Consider the following 20,303-nt stretch of genomic DNA (forward strand, 5'->3'; position numbering starts at 1 on the left):
AATTGAAAATGATATTAATATGAAAAAGCAATATATCTTTCTTCTAATCTCAGTGTTAAGTGTAATGTGGAGTTGCTCTACAGATGAAACAACTGTGGTGGAAGAAATGCCAAAAGCTGCATTTACTGCGACTCCAACAGATGAAAACCCCAATTATATTGTACTAGAAAATCAATCGACGGGTACAAATATTATGAGCTCATGGAAGTTCAAAGAGGATGGCCCATTTGTAAGAGGATCTCAAAGTAGCGATACAACATATTATCCTAATGAAGGGACTTATAAAGTCACACTTTACACAGGAAATAATTTGGGAGTGGACACCATCTCACAGGAAATTATCATTGAACAAAGAGACCCTGATTTGCCACCAATTGGAGGTGATGATGCTTTTCTTCTTTTAGGTGATTTTGAAGATGGAGAAGTAGGAGATTGGAATGCATGGGGACAAGATGTTTCGGTGGTGAGTAACCCTGCTGGTTCTGCAGTAAATTCTTCGGACTTAGTATTAAAAATGACACAAACAGAACCATGGCAGAATAGTGCAGTTCGAAATATCCCTCAGGTGACTTCATTTGCCACCAAGATTGTAGTGGATGTTTATTTTGAACAAGAAGGTGACTTGAAATTACAAATAGAAGGTGACTTTGCGACGGGTTATTTCCAATCGGTTACACCTGGTGAGTGGGTTACTTTAGAGTATACTCTTGAAGGAGAAGTTGACGACAGTACTGAATACCCTTGGATATTATTTCAAGGTAATACTTCAGGAAGTTATTATATCGATAATATTAAGTATTACGCATTAGATATTGGAGGAGATAACGGAACTGTTTATGGTGATTTTGAAGATGAGCAAGTTGGTGATTGGAACGCATGGAATCAAGATGTCTCTGTTATTGCTAACCCTGCCGTAGATGCAGTAAACTCTTCTGATTTTGTACTACTGATGACACAAGTAGATCCTTTTTCAGTAAATGCGGTAAGAAATGGACAAATAGTTGGTGTTGCAGCCGATAAAATTACGGTTGATGTGTACTTCGAACAAGCGGGGTCTCTGAAATTACAATTAGAAAGTGATTTTGAGACAGGGTACTTCCTAGATGTGGAACCAGGTAAGTGGGTGACATTAGAATATGATTTGAACGGACAAATTGATGGAAGTATCGAATACCCTTGGGTGGTGATTCAAGGGAATACCCCAGGTAATTATTACATAGATAATATTACTTATTACGAACAGTAAATAGACAATCCAGGGATCAACTCCCTGGACTGTTTCCTAAAGATTTAAAGAAAATACAATGAAAAGAATATTAATATTGTTATCAGCTTTGGTGACCCTCTTGTCATCATGTGAAGATAATCAAGTTCAGGAGGTAACACTTTCCTCTCCAGATATCTATAAGATTTCAAATTTAAAAGCCAGTAGCTTCACAGCAGATTGGACAAGTATTGTCAATGCACAAAGTTATGAGCTTAATTTAGCAACAGATGCCAACTTTACTAATCTGGTATCACCCTATGAAAGTGTAGCAACGAAAGAAGATTCTTATCACTTTGAGGGGGTTGAAAATGGTCAGACATTTTATGTAAGAGTCAAAGCACTTTATAAGGATAAATCATCGGATTATTCCAACTCAAAATCTATTACAACATTAGAAGAAGACGGTGTAGAACCTGATACCCCTTTAAAAGATGTTGCTACTACATTTAGAGTAGGTATGGCCACCATTGTGAATCGCTTAAATGGTACTCATGATGAAATCTATAAGAGAGAGTACAATCAAATTACTGCTGAGTGGGAAATGAAAATGAACATTATGTACCCTGAAGAAGGTAGGTATGATTTTACTCTTGCTGATCAATTGGTAGAATATGCTCAGAATAACAATATGGAAATTCATGGACATGCATTGATTTGGCATGCAGCAACTCCTGATTGGGTGGTGAATTTTGAGGGAACTGATGCTGAGTTTTCTGATATGGTAGAAGACTACATTAAAACAACAGTGACTAGATATAAAGGAAAAGTGTTGTCATGGGATGTTGTGAACGAAGCCATAGATGATGTTGGAGGGAACTATAGAAGTTCGGTATTCTTAGATCGAATGGGAGAAGAGTACATCGCAAAATGTTTTCAATGGGCGAGAGAAGCTGACCCAGATGTATTGTTATTTTACAACGATTACAACTTATGTTGGGATAGAACTAAGCTGAATGGAGTAATCGATAAGGTTATTACTAATTTTAAAACAAACGGAATTCCTCTAGATGGTATTGGTTTTCAAATGCACATAGGCTACAACGGACCTACTAAAACCAAAATTGCAGAACACACCAAGTTAATTACAGACGAAGGTCTCTTAATGCATTATTCAGAGTTAGATGTGAAAATCAATCCTGATAATGATCTAACTACACCTACTGAAGAGAGAGAATTTATTCAAAAAGATAAAGTACGTGAGGTTGTAGAAGTGTATAATGCGATTCCTGAAAGCAGTAAATTCGCTTTGACTATCTGGGGACTTAAAGATGACGAATCGTGGATTCCAAGTGTACAAGGACATGACGATTGGCCATTACTCTACGATAATAACTTTACGATTAAAAAAGCACATACAGGCTTCTTAGAAGGCCTTCAAGAATAGAGTTAGCATATGGAGGGAGGGGGAATAGTAGTACCTCTTTCTCCAACTAACAAACAAACATCAAATTATTTTTATCAGCTCGTCAATGAATAGAGTACTCATTATTTATGGGACTTCTTTAAGTACTATTCTTTAAATTTTATTGACCATACTACGTAAATTAAAATGAAACAAGATCACCAAAAAGTTTCTCTTAAGGAGAAGGTGGGATACAGTCTTGGAGATTGTTCTGTAAACTTCGTTTTTCAAATCATGTTGGTATTTCAGTTGGGGTTTTACACCGATGTTTTTGGAATAAAAGCAACAGCTGCAGGTACAATTCTTCTTATGGCAAGGATCATCGATGCCTTTGTTGACCCTTTGGTAGGAATAATGTCGGATAGAACAAATACCAAGTGGGGTAAATATAGACCTTGGGTGTTATGGACTGCTCTACCTTTTGGCTTATTCTTCTTTCTTGCATTTACCACACCCGATGTTTCAGAACAATATAAGATAATCTATGCAGGGATAACATATACCCTGTTAATGGCCATCTACTCACTCAACAATACACCTTACTCTGCTTTGCATGGAGTAATGTCAAGTAATATAGATGAAAGAACTAGTATTGGTTCTGTTCGATTTGTTTTAGCGATGGTCGCTTCATTAATAGTACAAGGCTTTACTTTACCATTAGTAGATAAGTTAGGGCAAGGAGACGATCAAAAAGGCTGGTCTATGGCTATTGGTGTTTTGGCATTAGTTTCTATTGTATTTTTTATCATTACTTTTTTGTCAACTAAAGAAAGGATCACTCCACCGGCCACCCAAAAAACATCAATAAAACAAGATATTAAAGACCTAAGACATAATGGGCCATGGTTTTCTATGTTTATCGTGACTCTATTTATCTTTACTACTTTGTCTTTATGGGGTGGCGGAATGTATTACTTTTTTAGTTATTACATGGAGCCTGAAGCTATCTTTTCATTCCTGAAGCAATTCAATTTAGTAAAACAGTTAGATCAAGAAAGTTCTATGATGTACAATATTATGGATGCTTTTGGTTTGTTGGTATTGCCAGATAAAAGCAATGCTTTTAGTGTAGGATTCAGTTTTTTTAATATGGTGGGTCAGTTTTTTACGATAGTAGGAGTCTTGACCATGTCTTCATTTTTAGCTAAGCAATTTGGCAAGCGAAATACATTTATCGTATGTCTTTTTATGACGGCTATTTTTACGGGGTTATTTTTCTTCGTTCCATCGGATAGAGTAGACCTTGCGTTTAGTTTAAATATTCTAAAATCGATTTTTTATGCTCCAACTATTCCCCTTCTATGGGCAATGATGGGAGATGTTGCAGACTATTCGGAATGGAAATACAAAAGAAGAGCTACAGGTTTTGTTTTCTCAGGGATTGTATTTGCACTTAAGGCAGGTTTAGGTTTTGGTGGTGCGCTGTGTGGGTGGATTGTTTCTATATATGGCTATGAACCAAATGCTATACAATCTCCCGATGCAATTTTTGGTATTCGACTTACAGCTTCTATTGTGCCATCAGCAACATTTATGGTATCAGTAATTTCATTGATTTTCTATGTGATTACAAAAGAGTTTAATATCAAAATGCAAAAAGATCTATCCGAGAGAAGAGAACAGTTACAAATGGCCAATGTTACCGAAGTAGAAAATTCGATCACTATATAGTTTATATATATTAGTTATTAAAAATATAAAAAATGAATAAGATTAAGAATAAACCAAAATATATCGCAGACCATTTATATACTGCAGATCCTTCAGCTCATGTATTTAATGGTAAACTCTATATTTATCCATCACATGATATTGAATCGGGAGTGGCCGAAAATGATAATGGTGACCACTTCAATATGCAAGATTATCATGTTTTCTCAATGGAAGATACAGATGGTGAAGTACAAGATCATGGATGTGTTTTAAAACTAGAAGATATTCCATGGGCAGGAAGACAGTTGTGGGCCCCTGATGCTGCTGAAAAAGATGGAAAATATTATCTATACTTTCCGATGAAGGATAAGAACGATATTTTCCGAATGGGTGTAGCCATAAGTCAACAACCGGAAGGTCCTTTTGTTCCTGAACCAACACCAATAGATGGAAGTTACAGTATAGATCCTGCAGTATTTCAAGATAATCAAGAAGATTATTATATGTACTTTGGAGGAATCTGGGGAGGTCAATTGCAACGATATAGAGATAACAAAGCGATAGAAGTTGGGCAAGAACCTGCTGACTATGAGGATGCTCTTTGTCCAAAAGTGGTTAAATTATCGAAAGATATGAAAGCATTTGCTGAAGCACCTCGAGACTTAGTCATTTTGGATGAAAATGGTACTCCATTGAAGGCAGGTGACTATGATAGAAGGTATTTCGAGGGACCTTGGATGCATAAATATAACGGTAAATATTACTTCTCCTACTCAACTGGTAATACCCATAAAATCTGCTATGCAGTAAGTGATTCTCCATATGGTCCGTTTGAATATAAAGGTATCATTTTAACTCCGGTAGTCGGTTGGACCACACATCATTCTATAGTAGAATTTAAGAATAAGTGGTATTTATTTTACCATGATAGTCAACCATCGGGAGGAAAGACTTGGCTAAGAAGTGTCAAATTTGTGGAAATCGATTATCATGAAGATGGCACAATTTCAACGATCGAAGGTAAAGATTAATTTATAGTATTTATTTCATTTCCAAAAAGCATATCATATTGATATGCTTTTTTTATATAACACATTTGATGCATCCGAATGCAACATATTTACATGCAACATTTTTAGGAGTTTTTGGAGATAAATTGATATTTAATTATTTGGTATTCAGTTACATTTATGTGTGAGATCTCAATGAAATGAATTAACTCTTCTACTTTCTATTTTGTTCCGGCTACATTTTAGAAGTCAGAAAGGGTGCTAACTAAATCGACTAAATTTTTGAAATGAAAAACTATCTAAATGAAAAGGTAAATCTTAGGAACAATAATTTAAAACCACCAAACTTTGTAAATACCATCACTCTCTTATTTATTTTACTACTGTTGATTAGAGTGGATTGTAATGCCTTTTTTTCTAATTCGGGTATGACAATACAAACAGAGTCAATGACTTTAGGAGGAGCATATGCAAGTACGACAACAACTCCTTTTGATGGTATCATTTTATATGCTAATGATGATCATGGAGCTACAACAATTCAAATTTCAAATGCCCCTGGAGTATTTGATATAAGCTTAAGAGGAGCCTCAACAAATACCAATGCTGCAGGTGTTAGCTTAGAAATTGATGGAACTGAAGTGACCTCTTTTTCTTTTTCTGGAACTGCCCCAAGTATTGACACAAAATCTATAAAAATTGAAGGAAATGCAGGAAATAAAGTAATCAGGTTGGTTCTGAAAACAGATAATGGATCTAATGATACACTACTGGATTGGATCAGCTTTACTAGAACAGGTGATATCCCACCTCCACCAGCACCTCCAACTTTGCCAAGCGAGGGTGCTTTCTATACAGGGAATTATAGAAATATGTTCAAAGAGGCAGGGTATACACAGCAACAAATTGATGATAAAATCAATAGCGTATATCAACAGTTGTTTTATGGAGATGATGCCACTGAGAGAGTATATTATCCCAAAGGTTCAGATGAAGCTTACATTCTAGATATCGATAATAATGATGTAAGATCAGAAGGAATGTCTTACGGAATGATGATCGCGGTTCAGATGAACAAACAAGACGAATTCGATCGGATGTGGAAATTCGCGAAAACTCATATGCAACATGGTCCGGGAAATAGAGAAGGATATTTTCGTTGGATTGTGGATGCTAATGGATCAGAATTAGATCCTAATACGGCTTCAGATGGTGAAATCTACTTTATCACTGCCTTGTATTTTGCCTCAGTAAGATTTGGCGATCGTGGAGGTATTTATAATTACCGAGCAGAAGCGGATTATATCTTGGAGCAAATTATGAACAAAGGGTGGCCACACAATCAGATCATTGGTTCAGTGCCAAATATGTTTAATGATGAAAAGAAAGTCTGTTTTGTGCCTTATGCTCAAGCTTCCACTTATACAGACCCTTCTTATTTCTTGCCTTCTTTTTATGAAGTTTGGGGAATGATGGCAAAAACCAATCGTCAATATTGGAAAGATGCCGCAGTTGTTGCTCGAGACTTTTTTCAAGCAGCTGCACATCCAACAACAGGTTTAATGCCTGATTATTCCAATTATGATGGTAGTCCAACGGGAGGACACAAAGAGGATTTTGTGGTTGATGCTTGGCGATGTGCTATGAATGTGGCCATGGATTATGCTTGGTTTAAGAAAGACGAAAGAGAGAAAACTATTACCGATAACATTCAAAACTTTTTCTATGGTGAAGGTATTTATAGTTACTCAAGTGGTTATACTTTAGATGGTAATCCATTACCAGGGACAGACTATCAAGCAGTGGGTTTGGTCGCTTGTAATGCCATGACTTCTTTGGCTTCCACCGATGCGAAATCTTGGGAGTTTATCAATGCTTTATGGGATCGAGCACCAACAACAGGTCGATACCGCTATTATGATGGATTATTACAAATGATGTGTCTATTGCATTTATCAGGTAACTTTAAAGCTTATGTTGATGGTTCTGCTCCTCCTGTTGATCCTAATCCGATTCCTGTAACAGGAATTACTTTAACTCCATCATCATTGTCTTTGGAAGTGGGACAAACCAATAATTTGTCAGTGAGTATTTCCCCCTCAAATGCTGATGATAAACGAGTAAGTTATACATCGTCGAATACGAGTATTGCAACCGTTTCAAATTCGGGTGTTGTTCAAGCCATTCAAGCAGGAAGTACAACAATTACAGTAAAAACTGTAGATGGTGGTTTCACAGGTCAAACTTCAATTACCGTAACTTCTGAAGGCGGTAATAATGGAGGAGACAATGGTGGGAATACAGGAACCTGTTCTTTTGGTTTACCTAGTTCGGAGGCATTTCCAACAATCAATACAAGTTTCACTCATGCCCATGTATTAGGTAATGGCCCTGACCTATCTCATGTAAATAACATTTCAGTCAATTGGTCGAAAGAAGGTGGACAAATTTGGGACTTCTCTATGCGTACAAATAATGGTGTGCCAAATTGGTATGTTGATCTTAAAACAGCTATCACACATACTTTAGGTAGTGCTTCTCCATCGATCACTTTTTCGAATAGTGGGTTCAACGGACTAGATGGAGTGTATTGGATAGGCAAGGAGGGATCCAATGTAGTATTGGTTTCTAAAACTTCAGATTTCACTATTTACTTAAGTAATTCTTCTTCAGCACCAAGCTGCTCTAATGCTAGGAGGATGATAGTGAATTCAATGTCAAATAGTGGTTTGGAAGATGAAATTCAGCTATACCCAAATCCGGCTACTGATCAGGTGATCATCAAGGGAGTTCAAGGGAATACTGCTAAAGTCAAAGTTTATACGATAAGTGGAGTATTGGTTTCAACTTCAATTTTAACTGGAGATGAAAGAAAGTTGAATGTTTCAGCTTTAAAGAAAGGCACCTACATACTTCAGGTTATATCGGATGATAACTATCAAATTAAAAAACTGATGATTCAGTAATCAATTTATTCATTCAAGAGTCCAATAACTCACTATTCTACATCACTCAAAACTATGTATTGGGCTCTTGAATTTTTTATGAAATGAAAACTTTATTAAAATGAAAAATCAACTATCCATGAATACGCTTTATATTTTAAGTGGTATTCAAATCAACAATCAATTGATCCAACGTTTAAGTAAAAGCGTTTTTGTATTATCACTTTATCTATTCTTAGTATTTGATATACAGGCCCAAACTATTTGTAATAATCAAATAGGCAGTCAGGGTGGGTATACCTATGAATATTGGAAAGATTCTGGTAGTGGATGCATGACCCTCAACAATGGTGGTAACTTCTATGTTTCCTGGAACAATATTGGAAATCTTTTGGCTAGAAAAGGAAAGCGACCTGGAGTGAAAAATCAGACAGTGACTTATGGAGCCAATTATCAGCCGTCCGGTAATTCTTATTTGTGTATTTATGGTTGGAGTCAGAACCCTTTAGTAGAGTATTATATTGTGGAAAGTTGGGGAAGTTGGAGGCCTCCAGGAGCAAATGCTAAAGGTACTGTTACCACAGATGGAGGTACCTATGATATTTATGAAACAACTAGGGTTCAGCAACCATCCATAGAAGGCACAAAAACATTTCAGCAATATTGGAGTGTGAGAAGAAATAAACGAACGAGCGGAACGGTAACTTGTGCAAATCATTTTAATGCATGGGCTAATTTAGGAATGAATATAGGCAGTTTATACGAAGTCTCTTTTACGGTTGAAGGGTACCAAAGTAGTGGTACCTGTGATGTTTACAGCATGACGATGGGAACAAGTAATGGCAATAGTGGAGGAAACAACTCCACGACCATTAAAGTAAGAGCGAGAGGGGTGACTGGACAGGAAAAGTTGAATGTAAGAATTGATAATCAGACAATACAAACATTGTCTTTAACAACGAACTTTAAAGAATACACTGTAAATACAAACTCTTCTGGAGGCGTAAATGTGGAGTATTTTAACGATGCTTCAGGTAGAGATGTACAAATAGATTGGCTTGAAATTAATGGCAACCGTAAGCAGGCAGAACAACAATCCTATAACACTGCCGTTTGGCAAAATAATACATGTGGAGGGCAATACAGTGAATGGATGCATTGTAATGGTGTAATTGGTTTTGGATCTACTTCCAACAATAGAACCATATCACATAAAAACGGTAATGGATTAATTACAAACAGTATATTTCCGAACCCAGTACAAGGTAGTTCACTTACCATTCGAAATGCCAATCTAGGAGAAGTCAAAGAAGCTATAGTGTATAATTCTTTAGGCCAAATAGTTGACCACCAATATTTTGAATCTAGCTTTTCAGAACAAGAAATGCCCATAGCATTACCCAATGGATTGTATTTTATCCATGTTATAGGATCATTGAATTCTATTCAAGAAAAAATAGAAATTAGAAGGTAATACTAGATAACAGGGAAGGGGTGATTTAAACCCTTTCCTTACCCAATTGTCTATCGTACATTACAATACTTCCTGCAACAGCCACATTTAAACTTTTAGGTGATTTAAATTTGACAAGAAAATGACTCGAATCCATGGCTTGTTTGGACAAACCGTGGTCTTCAGCACCTAGTAAGTAAACACATCTTCTAGGGTGATGAAAGGTTTCTAGATCTTCAGATTTATCAGTAAGTTCTACGCCAACTATTCGAGTTCCTACAGGAAGGTTATTGACAAAATCTTCGAAGGTATTATAATGATAGTAAGGAATAGCTTTTACCGCATTATGAGTATCACTAGCTTGTTTTGCATAACGGTTACCTATGGTAAAGATGAAGCTAGCTCCAAAATTTTGAGCAGAACGCCATAAAACACCTAGGTTTTCGGGTGTTTTACCATTTTGGATACCAATGCCAAAATATTCATTTGTGAAGTTTGACTCCATAGTTATTAATCCGTTTTTTAGTCTATACCATACCTAGGCTCAATGCCAAAAGGAGGAACAAAAGTAGAACTAAAATTTTGCTTAACTATGGATTTTAGGAAATATTGTATGTATTCATCATGTAGAAGATCACCCAAAGTATTGATACTTTAGGAGACCTTTTCTAATCTATTATTGTCTTCTCCTCAACTCCTTGATAGCTAAACCAATCAAAGAAGGCTTTATTTTTAGTCGGTATACCATTGCTTGTGGCATAGATACCAATACCAGGGCCATTAAATTGTGCATTACCCTGACCATCTGCAATTGTGATTAAACTGAGGGGTTCACCAATTGGTAGAAAGTGATCATTGGTAGTACTATAATAGAATTGTATTTTCATATCTTCAGCCATGGCTTTAAGATGAATACCCTTGTGATGATAAGGAACACGAGCAACCTCTTTTCTCTTCCCCTTGAAACTCTCAATAAGTACTAAGGAATCTTTTCTTTTCATCAGTGTAAAGTAGTTTTCATTAGTTCGATAAACACATAATCCCACTTCTTCATTTGTTTTTTGTGTCTTAAAAGAGAATGAGGTTTTTGCCACAAAATGATGATCCATTATTCTTTGAACCAATAAAGAGGAGTGAACTAAACTATCGATCACTTCAGGTTGTAATGCTAATTGTAATTGGCTGTTTTTTATTGTAAAATAAGTGGATTGGGGAGTACGAATAGTACACCATTTTAGATCTAAATCATGTTGATCGAAATGATCGATGACAGATGGTTTTGGCACTGGAGTCCATGGAAGATCTGGCCTTTTTTGTTCTGATAGCACCTTTCCATACCCTTTGTTAATAATAGGTGTTTGTCCTTCAAATTCTACTTTTGCTAAAAAGGTTTCTCTAGCCAGTGTGGTAATTCCTTTATTCAATCGTTTACCCAGCATCACACACCACCATTCTCCATTTTGTGTTTCTACAAGATCTCCATGACCAACAGCATAAATAGGATATTCTTTACCAAGGTGTCGGTGTGTAAGTATAGGATTTACTATATCAGCAACAAAAGGCCCTTTTAAATTATCGCTATGATGTACTGACATAGCATGATACTGTTCTGTCCCTCCTTCAGAAAGTAGCAAAACATATTTTCCATTAATTTTATAGATGTGAGGCCCTTCCGCGTAAGCAGCATTATTAGCATGACCAAAAGATAGTTCGTTTCTTTCCCCAATAAGCTGATGGGTATTAAGATCAATTTCTTGGTTATACACTACAGTTTGTGCAGGCCAAGCTTTGTCTTTTACACTTCCCATTCCGGTGTAATAACATTTTCCATCGTCATCCCAAAATAAAGAAGGGTCAATGCCTGGGGCATCACTTAACCAAATTGGGTCAGACCATGGTCCGGCAGGGTTTTTAGCAGTGATGTAAAAGTTCATCTTACATCCTACGCATGTATTGATGATATAAAAAGTACCATTATGGTGTCGAATGGTGGGTGCAAATAAACCCAATTTATCTTTCAAACCATTAAAGTTTACAGCTTTTTCATCACTTATCCCATACCCAATATGTTCCCAGTTTACAAGGTCTTTACTATGATAGATGGGTAAACCAGGAAACCAAACAAAAGAAGAATTAACGAGATAATAATCGTCGCCTACCCTACAAATGGAAGGATCAGGATGGTAACCTGAGAGAATAGGATTTTTAAATTGAGTGGGTGGAGTTTGTGATATAGAAGTAAAATGAATAGCAAAAAATAAGACACTCATTACGATTGTTTTTAGTTTCATGGATGTTGATAGTAATAATTTATCATTCAATTTCATTGAACCTAAAGATACGAACGGTCAGTTTTTCTTTGTGAAATAAAAAGCACTAATACCGGTGCTAAATTAATTATCACGTTTTCTAATTTATTGAAAATCAATATTCATTAAAATTAAAACCACTAGAGTGTGATAGCAAATCCAATTGTAACGAAGGGGTGATTACCAATATTAATTTTAAGTAAAAAAAGTGTAAATGAGTTTTATTATTTAGAATATAAAACTATATTCGTTTAAACAATATACGTATAAACGATAAAGTAAACCATGAAACTATTTTCATCATACTCATTAGGCAATACTAGTTTAAATAATAGAATTGTAATGGCTCCAATGACACGTTGTAGAGCTGAAAATAATATACCCAATGAGCTTATGGCAGAATATTATGCACAGAGAGCTTCAGCAGGTCTAATTATTACAGAAGGTACGGCACCTTCAAAGAACGGATTAGGTTATGCTAGAATTCCTGGTATTTATTCTGAAGCCCAAGTAGAGGGTTGGAAAAAAGTAACTCAAGCTGTTCACCAGCAGGGAGGAAAAATATTTATACAATTAATGCATACAGGAAGAGCATCTCATCCATTAAATATGGAAGCCGATGCAAGAGTAGTTGCACCTTCACCCATTGTATTAAGTGGAGAAATGTATACTGATTCGGAAGGTAATCAGCCTTATCCTGTTCCTGAGCAAATGACAGAGCAAGATATTCAGGAAGCCATTCAGGAGTTTGTCAATGCAGCGAAAAATTCAATAGAAGCAGGAGCTGAGGGGGTTGAACTTCATGCGGCCAATGGTTATTTGATCAATCAATTTCTTAGTCCATTATCAAATCAAAGAACAGATAGTTATGGTGGAAGTGCTGAAAATAGAAATCGTTTTGCCATTGAAGTAGCACAAGCTGTGATCGATGCGATTGGTGCTGATAAAGTGGGAGTGAGAATATCACCTTATGGTGTATTTAATGATTTAGCACCTTTTGATGGCATAGACGAACAGTACCTTTCATTAGTAGATGCTTTCAACAATTTAGGTGTTGTTTATCTACATTTAGTTGATCATAGCGGAATGGGAGCCCCTGAGGTACCTGTTTCCATTAAAGAAAAATTAAAAGAGGCGTTCAATAATACATTTATTGCTAGTGGTGGTTTAGACAGAAAGAAAGCCATCGATATTTTAGAAGCGGACCAAGGAGACTTAGTAGCTTTCGGAAGGCCTTTTATATCCAATCCAGATCTCGTTCATCGATTAAAAGATGATCTTGAATTAACACCACCCGACTTTGATACTTTCTATACACCGGGAGAAAAGGGTTATACAGACTATGCCTTTAAAGTAGCAGAGTAATAAGATCTGGATTTGGGTTGAATGATATTTTATCAGTATTGACCAATGTATTTACCCAAAAATTCCACAACAGTTCAAACTTCCAAGGCTTTCAATATATGATATTGAAGGCCTTTTTTATGTGTTTTATGAGAAAAATTTATGGAAATATAGGGGGGGAATAAGTGTATATAAATTTGAAGGTATAAACGCTTCATTTTCTTCCAACAACACTGCTATGGATTTCTTTTCTTGAAGTAATCAATGAATGAATTATTACCATGAGAGAAGAACAACTACAAAATGTAAATACCAATATTGTTTTGATTTTCATGGTGCAAAAGTTATGAAATCACAATGATGAAACTAAACTGTAAAAATCTATTATTCTTTTTGGGTTGGGTATGGTCAATAGCAGGCTATGCTCAGAATCCTTTAATCACACATCGTTTTTCTGCAGATCCTACAGCTAGGGTCATGAATGATACACTATTTGTATTTCCCTCATCAGATACTACATGTACTCAGATCAAAGGTAACAATGGTTTTTGTATGCCAGATTACCACGTCTATTCTACAACGGATCTTACAACTTGGAAAGATCATGGAGAAATTCTTTCTCATAACACAGTGCCTTGGGTAGAAGAAAATAGTTATGGTATGTGGGCGCCAGATTGTATTGAAAAAGACGGTAAATATTATTTCTATTTTCCAGCAATGCCCAAAGATGGTAGTGCATTTAGAAGAATAGGGGTTGCCGTAGCAGACACTCCAACAGGACCGTATACACCAGAAAATTCATATATCGAGGGAATTGAAGGTATAGACCCCAATGTATTTATTGATGATGATGGTAGCATATTCTTATATTTCGGTGGTGGCGAGAACCTTTTCTATGTTGAATTGAATCAAGATATGAAAACGATCAAAACGAAGCCTAAGAAGGTAGAAGGCTTGCCATCAAAGTATAAAGAAGGGCCATTTGTTTTTAAGCGAAAGGCTAAATACTATTTTACTTTTCCACATGCACCAGGGCCAGCAGAAGAGATTTCTTATGCAGTAGGTGATAGTCCTAGAGGACCTTTTGAATACAAAGGAAAAGTATTAGAACATTGGAAAGATGGCTGTTGGACCAACCACCATTCGTTTGTAGAATATAAAGGTGAGTGGTTATTATTCTACCATCATATGGATATTTCAGGAAATAAACACAGAAGATCAATGTGTGCTGATCGCATCTATTTTGATGAAGATGGAAATATACCTGAAATCAAAGCAACTCAGAGAGGTATTGCCGCACTAACAGCAAATAATGCTATCCAATTGGATAGATATAGTGTTCTTGAAAATGCGACTGTAACTAAAACAAATGCAGCTATACCCAACTGGATCGTCAAAAGAATTTCTGAAAAGACTCAACTTGAAATTAATGAGATCAACTTTGAAAATAACAAATGGGATCATTTGGCTCTTTTTGTAAGCTCTCAAGAAAAAGCAACTATTGAGGTATTAGCGAACAACAAAAAATTATCGGTTGTTGAAGTCCCTAAAATGAAGGAAGGAGAATGGAGGTTAGTGAAAGCACCTTTATTATTTTCTCCAGAAGGGATGGTTGATCTCTCATTCCAATTTTCGGGTAATACAGAATTCTTAGCATTGGATTGGATGCAATGTCTTACTAGAAAACAAGTACTACTTTCTAAATCTTATGATATTGATCTATTTAATGCTGCCAACCAAAAAATCCTTTTTCAAGCTAATCAAGGGAATATTTATTCAGAAAAGGAATTTACACAGCTAAAGCCACATATTCTATCTACCTCATTGGTACAAGGAGAAATGCATATCAATAGTGAACATGCGGTACACTTGGATGGAGTTAAAAAGGGCGATGTTGTTAGTTTCTCATCAGATAAATCAAGAAAAATGTATGATGCATTTGTAGGGATAGAAGCGGCTAATTATTCAGACCAAGAAGGAGTAATGGTAGAGTCATGTAAGTTAGGCGGTAAAAACGTTGGTTACATTGAAAATGGGGATTACCTGATGTTCAATAATTTGTTATTCCCTCATTCTCCTAAAAAAGTAACCATCGGAATTGCATCACCAAATAAAGGAGGAATAGTAGAAATAAGAAAAGAAAAAATTGACGGTGAGGTAGTTGCTTCATTTAATATCGATCAGACTGGTGGTTGGCAAAATTGGTCTTCTATTACTTCAGATATAACTACTCAACTTGTTGAGGACGAGAAAATCTATGTTGTCTTTAAAGGCGACAAAGGCTTTTTAATGAATATCAAAGATGTAAGATTCGAGTAAAACCAATAAACAATATCATGATTAAAAAATATATTACTTCTGCATTGTTAAGTGTCTTATTAGGGGCATGTGCAACGAAAGAGACAGTCAAACAAACAGCAAAAATTAACTTTGAAGCGAACTGGGAATCTTTAAGTCAATATGAAGTGCCAGAATGGTGGAAAAATACCAAGTTTGGTATCTATTTTCATTGGGGCCCTTACTCTGTACCTGCACATGAAACAGAGTGGTACTCACATTACATGTATAACGCTGGTAATGAAGTGAGAAAGTACCATGAAGAAACGTATGGTCCACTCAATGAATTTGGCTATAAGGACTTTATTCCCATGTTTACTGGAGAGCATTTTAATGCTGATGAGTGGGCAAAGCTATTTAAAGAGGCAGGGGCACAGTTTGCTGGCCCTGTAGCTGAACATGCAGATGGTTTTGCTATGTGGGATAGTGACTTAACGCATTGGGATGCCAAAGAGATGGGACCAAAACGAGATATCGTTGGAGAGATGGCTGAGGCGGTAAAGAAACACGATATGAAGTTTATTGCGACATACCACAGACATTGGATGTATGCTTGGTTCCCTACATGGGATAAAACAACAGATGCTGCCGATAAAAAATACGAAGGGTTATATGGACCCTATACTCCAAAAGGGACATTTAATATGGCAAAAACCAAGAGTGACCCTTTACCTGATGATAAATTCAATGAAGAATGGTTGGCAAGGTTGGATGAACTGATGGAAAAGTATCAACCGGATATCATCTGGTTTGATAACCGTATGGACATTATTGGAGAGAAATACAGACAACAGTTTCTTGCTAATTACTACAACAATGCTCAGAAATGGGGAAAAGAAGTGGTATGTACCTATAAGTTTCATGATTTAGAAGAGGGGACAGCTGTTTTGGATTTAGAACGTTCTCGAATGAAAGAGAAACAGCCTTTCGTATGGTTAACAGATGATTCTGTAGACTGGAAAGCTTGGTGCCATATTAACGATCCAAAGTACAAAACAACCAATAGGCTCATTGATTTCTTAGTAGATGTCGTTTCAAAAAATGGAGCGGTATTATTGAATATACCACCAAAAGCCAATGGTGAAATTCCCCAAGAAGTCATCACTAGGTTAAAGGAAATGGGGAAATGGTTAAATACAAATGGTGAAGCAATTTACGATACCAGACCATGGAAAATCTTTGGAGAAGGTCCTCAAGAAATCAAAGAAGGTCATTTAAGTGAGCATAAAAATAAGGAAGCAGTGGCTGAGGATATTCGTTTTACAACAAAAGGCGACTATTTGTATGCTATTGCTTTGGATTGGCCAAAAGATGGAATTTTAAAGGTAAAAAGCCTTGGACAGAATAGTGAGGTATTATCTCAGGAACTGCTTCAGGTAAGTATGCTAGGGAGTAATAAAGTGATAGAATGGAAACAGGAAAAAGAGTATTTGAAAGTTCAATTACCAGAAGATAGACCCTGTGAGCATGCTTTTGTGATTAAGTTGAAATTAAGTCCTCAAGATTTATAAACAGCGATCCGATTCATTAAAACAAAGAAAAGGCTACCAAAATATTTATTGGTAGCCTTTCTTTTTTTAGATAGTGTAAGCGAATTTAATTCTTTAGCATTTTATATAAAATATTTAAGTTGTTAGAAGTGATTTTTAAAAAGTAAATTCCTTTCTGAAGATCGGATATATTAATAGATTGAAGACCTTTTGCTAATGAAAGAGTCCTCACTTTTTGTCCATTGGAAGTAAAAAAGATCACATCAGAAGCATCCTTTAATTCTACATTTACAATATCATCAACAGGGTTTGGATAGAAAGGGATACTCTCTTCGAAATTCAAAGCATATGTAGGGATGTCTGTTGAATTTGGAGTAACTGTTACAGTAACTTGATCGTATTCTGTAAGCCCTTCTCTTGTTCCTTCGAATTCAAAGACAAAGACTGTTTCACTTTCTACTTCAGGAGCAGTAAATTGAATGGACACCGCTTCAGAGTTTTCAATTAGTATAGAAGAAGAGGTAGACCATTTTGTTACAAACTCATCATTGTGAGAAGTAGAAGCGGTAAGTGTGACTAAGTCACCACTTTCAACAGTCTGATCCTCACCAGCATTTACCCAAGCTTCTGATGTTAAAGTCAACACAACGGGAATGGATAAATCTTGATCTGAGATGGTAAATGAGCTATTGTAAGTAGTATACCCTGAAAGTTCCACAGAAAAGTCATATTCACCTGCTTCTAGTTCTGAAAAACTGATATTACCTTCTGAATCTGAAGTTTTTTTTTCCTCTCCAATCGTTAGGATGGCACCTTCTAAGGTTTGTTCGGATTCATCCTTAATAGTAAAGTTAGCAGCAAAAGTATCTCCTTTTTCTACTGCAATCACATCGTTTTTTTGATCTGTTGCGAGATTATATTGCCAACTTTTTCCTTCAGGGCGAATACTTGCTTTGATGATATATTTCTCTCCAATAGTAGGTGCATTCTGTAAAGGAATACGTAAAGTTTGAGTTCCACTACCTGCATCAATAGTTTTAGTTGCTTGTCCCAACCATTGTTGTGAGGACCAAAATTCAGCAACTAAATCTCTAGTGGTTGTTGCAGTATATTTTAGATCTATACTTACCTGTTCAGCATTTCCAATAGTATTATTAGGAAGTAAAATCTCTACACTTTCCATCCCGATAGAGATATCTTTCTCATTAGAAAGCTCCAAAATCATTGAACTAATATGGCCACCCTCATCAGGGAAAGTGACAGAGATTTCATTGTTTGCTTTTAATAAATCAGAGTCAAAAGGGATTTCGATCACACCAAAGAAGTCATCTCTATGTGCTTGGTCACTACCTTTCCAATTGCTAGGGACAGTGATCGTTACATCATTTACTTTAATCGTAGGTTGTTTCGACTTATCATGCTTTCTACCTATTCCCATATGAAGGGTAACTTGTTGTGTACCATCCGTATCAACGCCGTTAAAAGTAAAGGTGTTGGTTTGGTTCGATTGAATGGCTTTGATATGTTCTGGTGCATAATATTTTTGCTCTACCATTGCAGAAGTAAGCGAAGGTGCTTCTTCAAAATGATAGGCTAGAATACAAGTTTCACCACCAATCAATTCTAATGAAGAAATGGATTCATTGAGCGTTGTAATGCTCATCTCTTCTTGTTTATCATCATAGATACGAAGCGACTTTTTAGTGATAGACTTCAACGCATCTAAGTTTTCTACAAACTCAATATCAATAGTTTGACTGTTGTCGTCTAAATTATTGAAGGCGATATATAAGGTATTTTCTTCTTGGAAAGCATGAGTTTGAATATCAGGGTTGTTCGAGTGTATTTGCACTCTTTTTCCTTTAACATCTTTCCATAATTCATAAAAATGAATCCTTGGAGAATATCTCCATCCTTTTACCTCTGCCTCCCCAATGTTTGTTGGAATAAACAATGCAGCTCCATAAGGTTGGTAATTATTACCAGCATTAAGATGCCATTTAGATTTATCTGTGATAAATGGAATAGAAATATCAATCACATTTTCTCTATCCAATAAATTAAATAACATATGGTTGATTCCTTTTACAGATTGTACACTTTCCAAATCTGTATAGTCATCATCAAAACCATGAGTAATTACTCCGTACTCAGTAATGGCATGTGGTTTTACTTTTCCCCATTTCAGGTAACTGTAAGTTTCAATTAGGTCTAAGATGGCTTCAGAGTTACTACCAGAACGAATATTATTCTGACCCGTAATATTCACACCGTCGTATAAATGTGTAGAAAAACCGTCCATATGTTCACCTGCAACATCCATAAACATTTTCATATTCTCTTCCCAATGGGCAAAGTCGTGAATCTCCATAGATGGCCAAGCAGCAGAATAACCGACCACCTTCATTTTTCCAAGGGAAGGTGTTTCATGGATTTTTTTACCAATAGCAGCAAATAAATCAGCCATTCTACGTTTTACTCTAATTTCATCTTCTGTAATCCACTTCCCTTCATAAAAATCATGAGCGTGTACAAAAGGCTCGTTCATTGGTTCGTAGAATTGTGGGCGATCATTGGTACTCACTTCATCTACAAAGTATTTTACAGCCCAATCAGCAGCTTTATCTACATCCATTTCATCTAGGAAGGCACTTTTAGGATGTTCTGTTCCAACATATCTGAAGACATCTTTTTCTGCTGTGCTATTATCTTTTACAGTGGAGTTGGGGTAGGTGCCTACAGCAAATCCTTTTCTTTTAGACTCTGATAAAGGACCCCAAAAACCACGGCCTTGTCCCACATTGTATTCTTCATAAAATGCGTTAAGCTCTGCATCGTTTGCTTTTGCATGAAGATTGAAAAATTTGTTTCGGTTTAGTTCGGAAACACCTCCTATAAATCGTTGAGTTTTGTGATTGATCGTCACTTTTGTTTGTGCACTGCCTTGCCATGGACTGAGTGTGAAAACAAGTCCAAGGAGCGTCCAAATAAACGTACTACATGTTGTATTCCATTTCATTTCAAATTATTTAAATAGTTGATTAAGTGATTGTTTATCGATCAAAATTAATCACTTAAAGACCGATCGATGGT

12 protein-coding genes are annotated in these 20,303 nt (G+C 36.1%); 9 read left to right on the top strand and 3 right to left on the bottom strand.

Annotation, left to right across the window (positions count from 1 at the left end):
- Positions 1–19: 19 nt before the first annotated feature.
- The 6 genes from QL232_RS15675 to QL232_RS15700 all read left to right on the top strand — a co-directional run bounded on the left by QL232_RS15675 (position 20) and on the right by QL232_RS15700 (position 9,751).
- Positions 20–1,246, top strand: a complete 1,227-nt coding sequence (locus tag QL232_RS15675; protein WP_281614800.1) for a carbohydrate binding domain-containing protein — start codon at positions 20–22, stop codon at positions 1,244–1,246.
- A 58-nt stretch (positions 1,247–1,304) separates the two neighbouring features.
- On the top strand, positions 1,305–2,651 hold the full coding sequence (locus tag QL232_RS15680) for an endo-1,4-beta-xylanase (RefSeq protein ID WP_281614801.1): 1,347 nt from the start codon (positions 1,305–1,307) through the stop codon (positions 2,649–2,651).
- Positions 2,652–2,816: 165 nt separating this feature from the next.
- Positions 2,817–4,340 (top strand): MFS transporter, encoded by a 1,524-nt coding sequence (locus QL232_RS15685; RefSeq protein WP_281614802.1) that lies wholly within the window; start codon positions 2,817–2,819, stop codon positions 4,338–4,340.
- 32 nt (positions 4,341–4,372) lie between these two features.
- Complete coding sequence (locus tag QL232_RS15690; RefSeq protein ID WP_281614803.1) at positions 4,373–5,353, top strand: glycoside hydrolase family 43 protein; 981 nt, start codon at positions 4,373–4,375, stop codon at positions 5,351–5,353.
- 266 nt (positions 5,354–5,619) lie between these two features.
- A complete protein-coding gene (locus tag QL232_RS15695) occupies positions 5,620–8,298 on the top strand; it encodes a glycosyl hydrolase family 8 (RefSeq protein WP_281614804.1) in 2,679 nt (892 codons plus the stop codon).
- Between the two features lie 100 nt (positions 8,299–8,398).
- Positions 8,399–9,751 carry a glycoside hydrolase family 11 protein gene (locus QL232_RS15700; RefSeq protein WP_281614805.1) on the top strand — a complete coding sequence of 451 codons (1,353 nt, stop codon included), beginning with the start codon at positions 8,399–8,401 and terminating at the stop codon, positions 9,749–9,751.
- A gap of 25 nt (positions 9,752–9,776) precedes the next feature.
- Here QL232_RS15700 and QL232_RS15705 read toward each other — a convergent pair whose 3' ends face one another.
- Together QL232_RS15705 and QL232_RS15710 are read right to left on the bottom strand one after the other, a co-directional pair.
- Positions 9,777–10,235, bottom strand: a complete 459-nt coding sequence (locus QL232_RS15705) for an RNA methyltransferase (RefSeq protein ID WP_168884073.1) — start codon at positions 10,233–10,235, stop codon at positions 9,777–9,779.
- A gap of 163 nt (positions 10,236–10,398) precedes the next feature.
- On the bottom strand, positions 10,399–12,021 hold the full coding sequence (locus QL232_RS15710; RefSeq protein WP_281614806.1) for a glycoside hydrolase family 43 protein: 1,623 nt from the start codon (positions 12,019–12,021) through the stop codon (positions 10,399–10,401).
- Between the two features lie 303 nt (positions 12,022–12,324).
- Between QL232_RS15710 and QL232_RS15715 the strand changes: the two genes are divergently transcribed.
- The 3 genes from QL232_RS15715 (at position 12,325) to QL232_RS15725 (ending at position 17,231) form a co-directional block, all read left to right on the top strand.
- On the top strand, positions 12,325–13,404 hold the full coding sequence (locus tag QL232_RS15715) for an alkene reductase (RefSeq protein WP_281614807.1): 1,080 nt from the start codon (positions 12,325–12,327) through the stop codon (positions 13,402–13,404).
- Between the two features lie 336 nt (positions 13,405–13,740).
- On the top strand, positions 13,741–15,702 hold the full coding sequence (locus QL232_RS15720; protein WP_281614808.1) for a family 43 glycosylhydrolase: 1,962 nt from the start codon (positions 13,741–13,743) through the stop codon (positions 15,700–15,702).
- Between the two features lie 17 nt (positions 15,703–15,719).
- Positions 15,720–17,231: an alpha-L-fucosidase gene (locus tag QL232_RS15725; protein ID WP_281614809.1), complete on the top strand. Its 1,512-nt coding sequence runs from the start codon at positions 15,720–15,722 to the stop codon at positions 17,229–17,231.
- Between the two features lie 85 nt (positions 17,232–17,316).
- Here QL232_RS15725 and QL232_RS15730 read toward each other — a convergent pair whose 3' ends face one another.
- Positions 17,317–20,229, bottom strand: a complete 2,913-nt coding sequence (locus QL232_RS15730; RefSeq protein WP_281614810.1) for a T9SS type A sorting domain-containing protein — start codon at positions 20,227–20,229, stop codon at positions 17,317–17,319.
- Positions 20,230–20,303 lie beyond the last annotated feature (74 nt).

Source organism: Flammeovirga sp. SubArs3 (assembly GCF_947387565.1).
Taxonomy (GTDB): domain Bacteria; phylum Bacteroidota; class Bacteroidia; order Cytophagales; family Flammeovirgaceae; genus Flammeovirga; species Flammeovirga agarivorans.

What these genes read in the sequence shown, in the direction of transcription:
- QL232_RS15675 (WP_281614800.1), top strand. Translation starts at nt 20, where the DNA reads ATGAAAAAGCAATATATCTTTCTTCTAATCTCAGTGTTAAGTGTAATG.
- QL232_RS15690 (WP_281614803.1), top strand. Translation starts at nt 4,373, where the DNA reads ATGAATAAGATTAAGAATAAACCAAAATATATCGCAGACCATTTATAT.
- QL232_RS15730 (WP_281614810.1), bottom strand. Translation starts at nt 20,229, where the DNA reads ATGAAATGGAATACAACATGTAGTACGTTTATTTGGACGCTCCTTGGA.
- QL232_RS15710 (WP_281614806.1), bottom strand. Translation starts at nt 12,021, where the DNA reads ATGAAACTAAAAACAATCGTAATGAGTGTCTTATTTTTTGCTATTCAT.
- QL232_RS15725 (WP_281614809.1), top strand. Translation starts at nt 15,720, where the DNA reads ATGATTAAAAAATATATTACTTCTGCATTGTTAAGTGTCTTATTAGGG.
- QL232_RS15685 (WP_281614802.1), top strand. Translation starts at nt 2,817, where the DNA reads ATGAAACAAGATCACCAAAAAGTTTCTCTTAAGGAGAAGGTGGGATAC.
- QL232_RS15680 (WP_281614801.1), top strand. Translation starts at nt 1,305, where the DNA reads ATGAAAAGAATATTAATATTGTTATCAGCTTTGGTGACCCTCTTGTCA.
- QL232_RS15705 (WP_168884073.1), bottom strand. Translation starts at nt 10,235, where the DNA reads ATGGAGTCAAACTTCACAAATGAATATTTTGGCATTGGTATCCAAAAT.
- QL232_RS15715 (WP_281614807.1), top strand. Translation starts at nt 12,325, where the DNA reads ATGAAACTATTTTCATCATACTCATTAGGCAATACTAGTTTAAATAAT.
- QL232_RS15720 (WP_281614808.1), top strand. Translation starts at nt 13,741, where the DNA reads ATGATGAAACTAAACTGTAAAAATCTATTATTCTTTTTGGGTTGGGTA.
- QL232_RS15695 (WP_281614804.1), top strand. Translation starts at nt 5,620, where the DNA reads ATGAAAAACTATCTAAATGAAAAGGTAAATCTTAGGAACAATAATTTA.
- QL232_RS15700 (WP_281614805.1), top strand. Translation starts at nt 8,399, where the DNA reads ATGAAAAATCAACTATCCATGAATACGCTTTATATTTTAAGTGGTATT.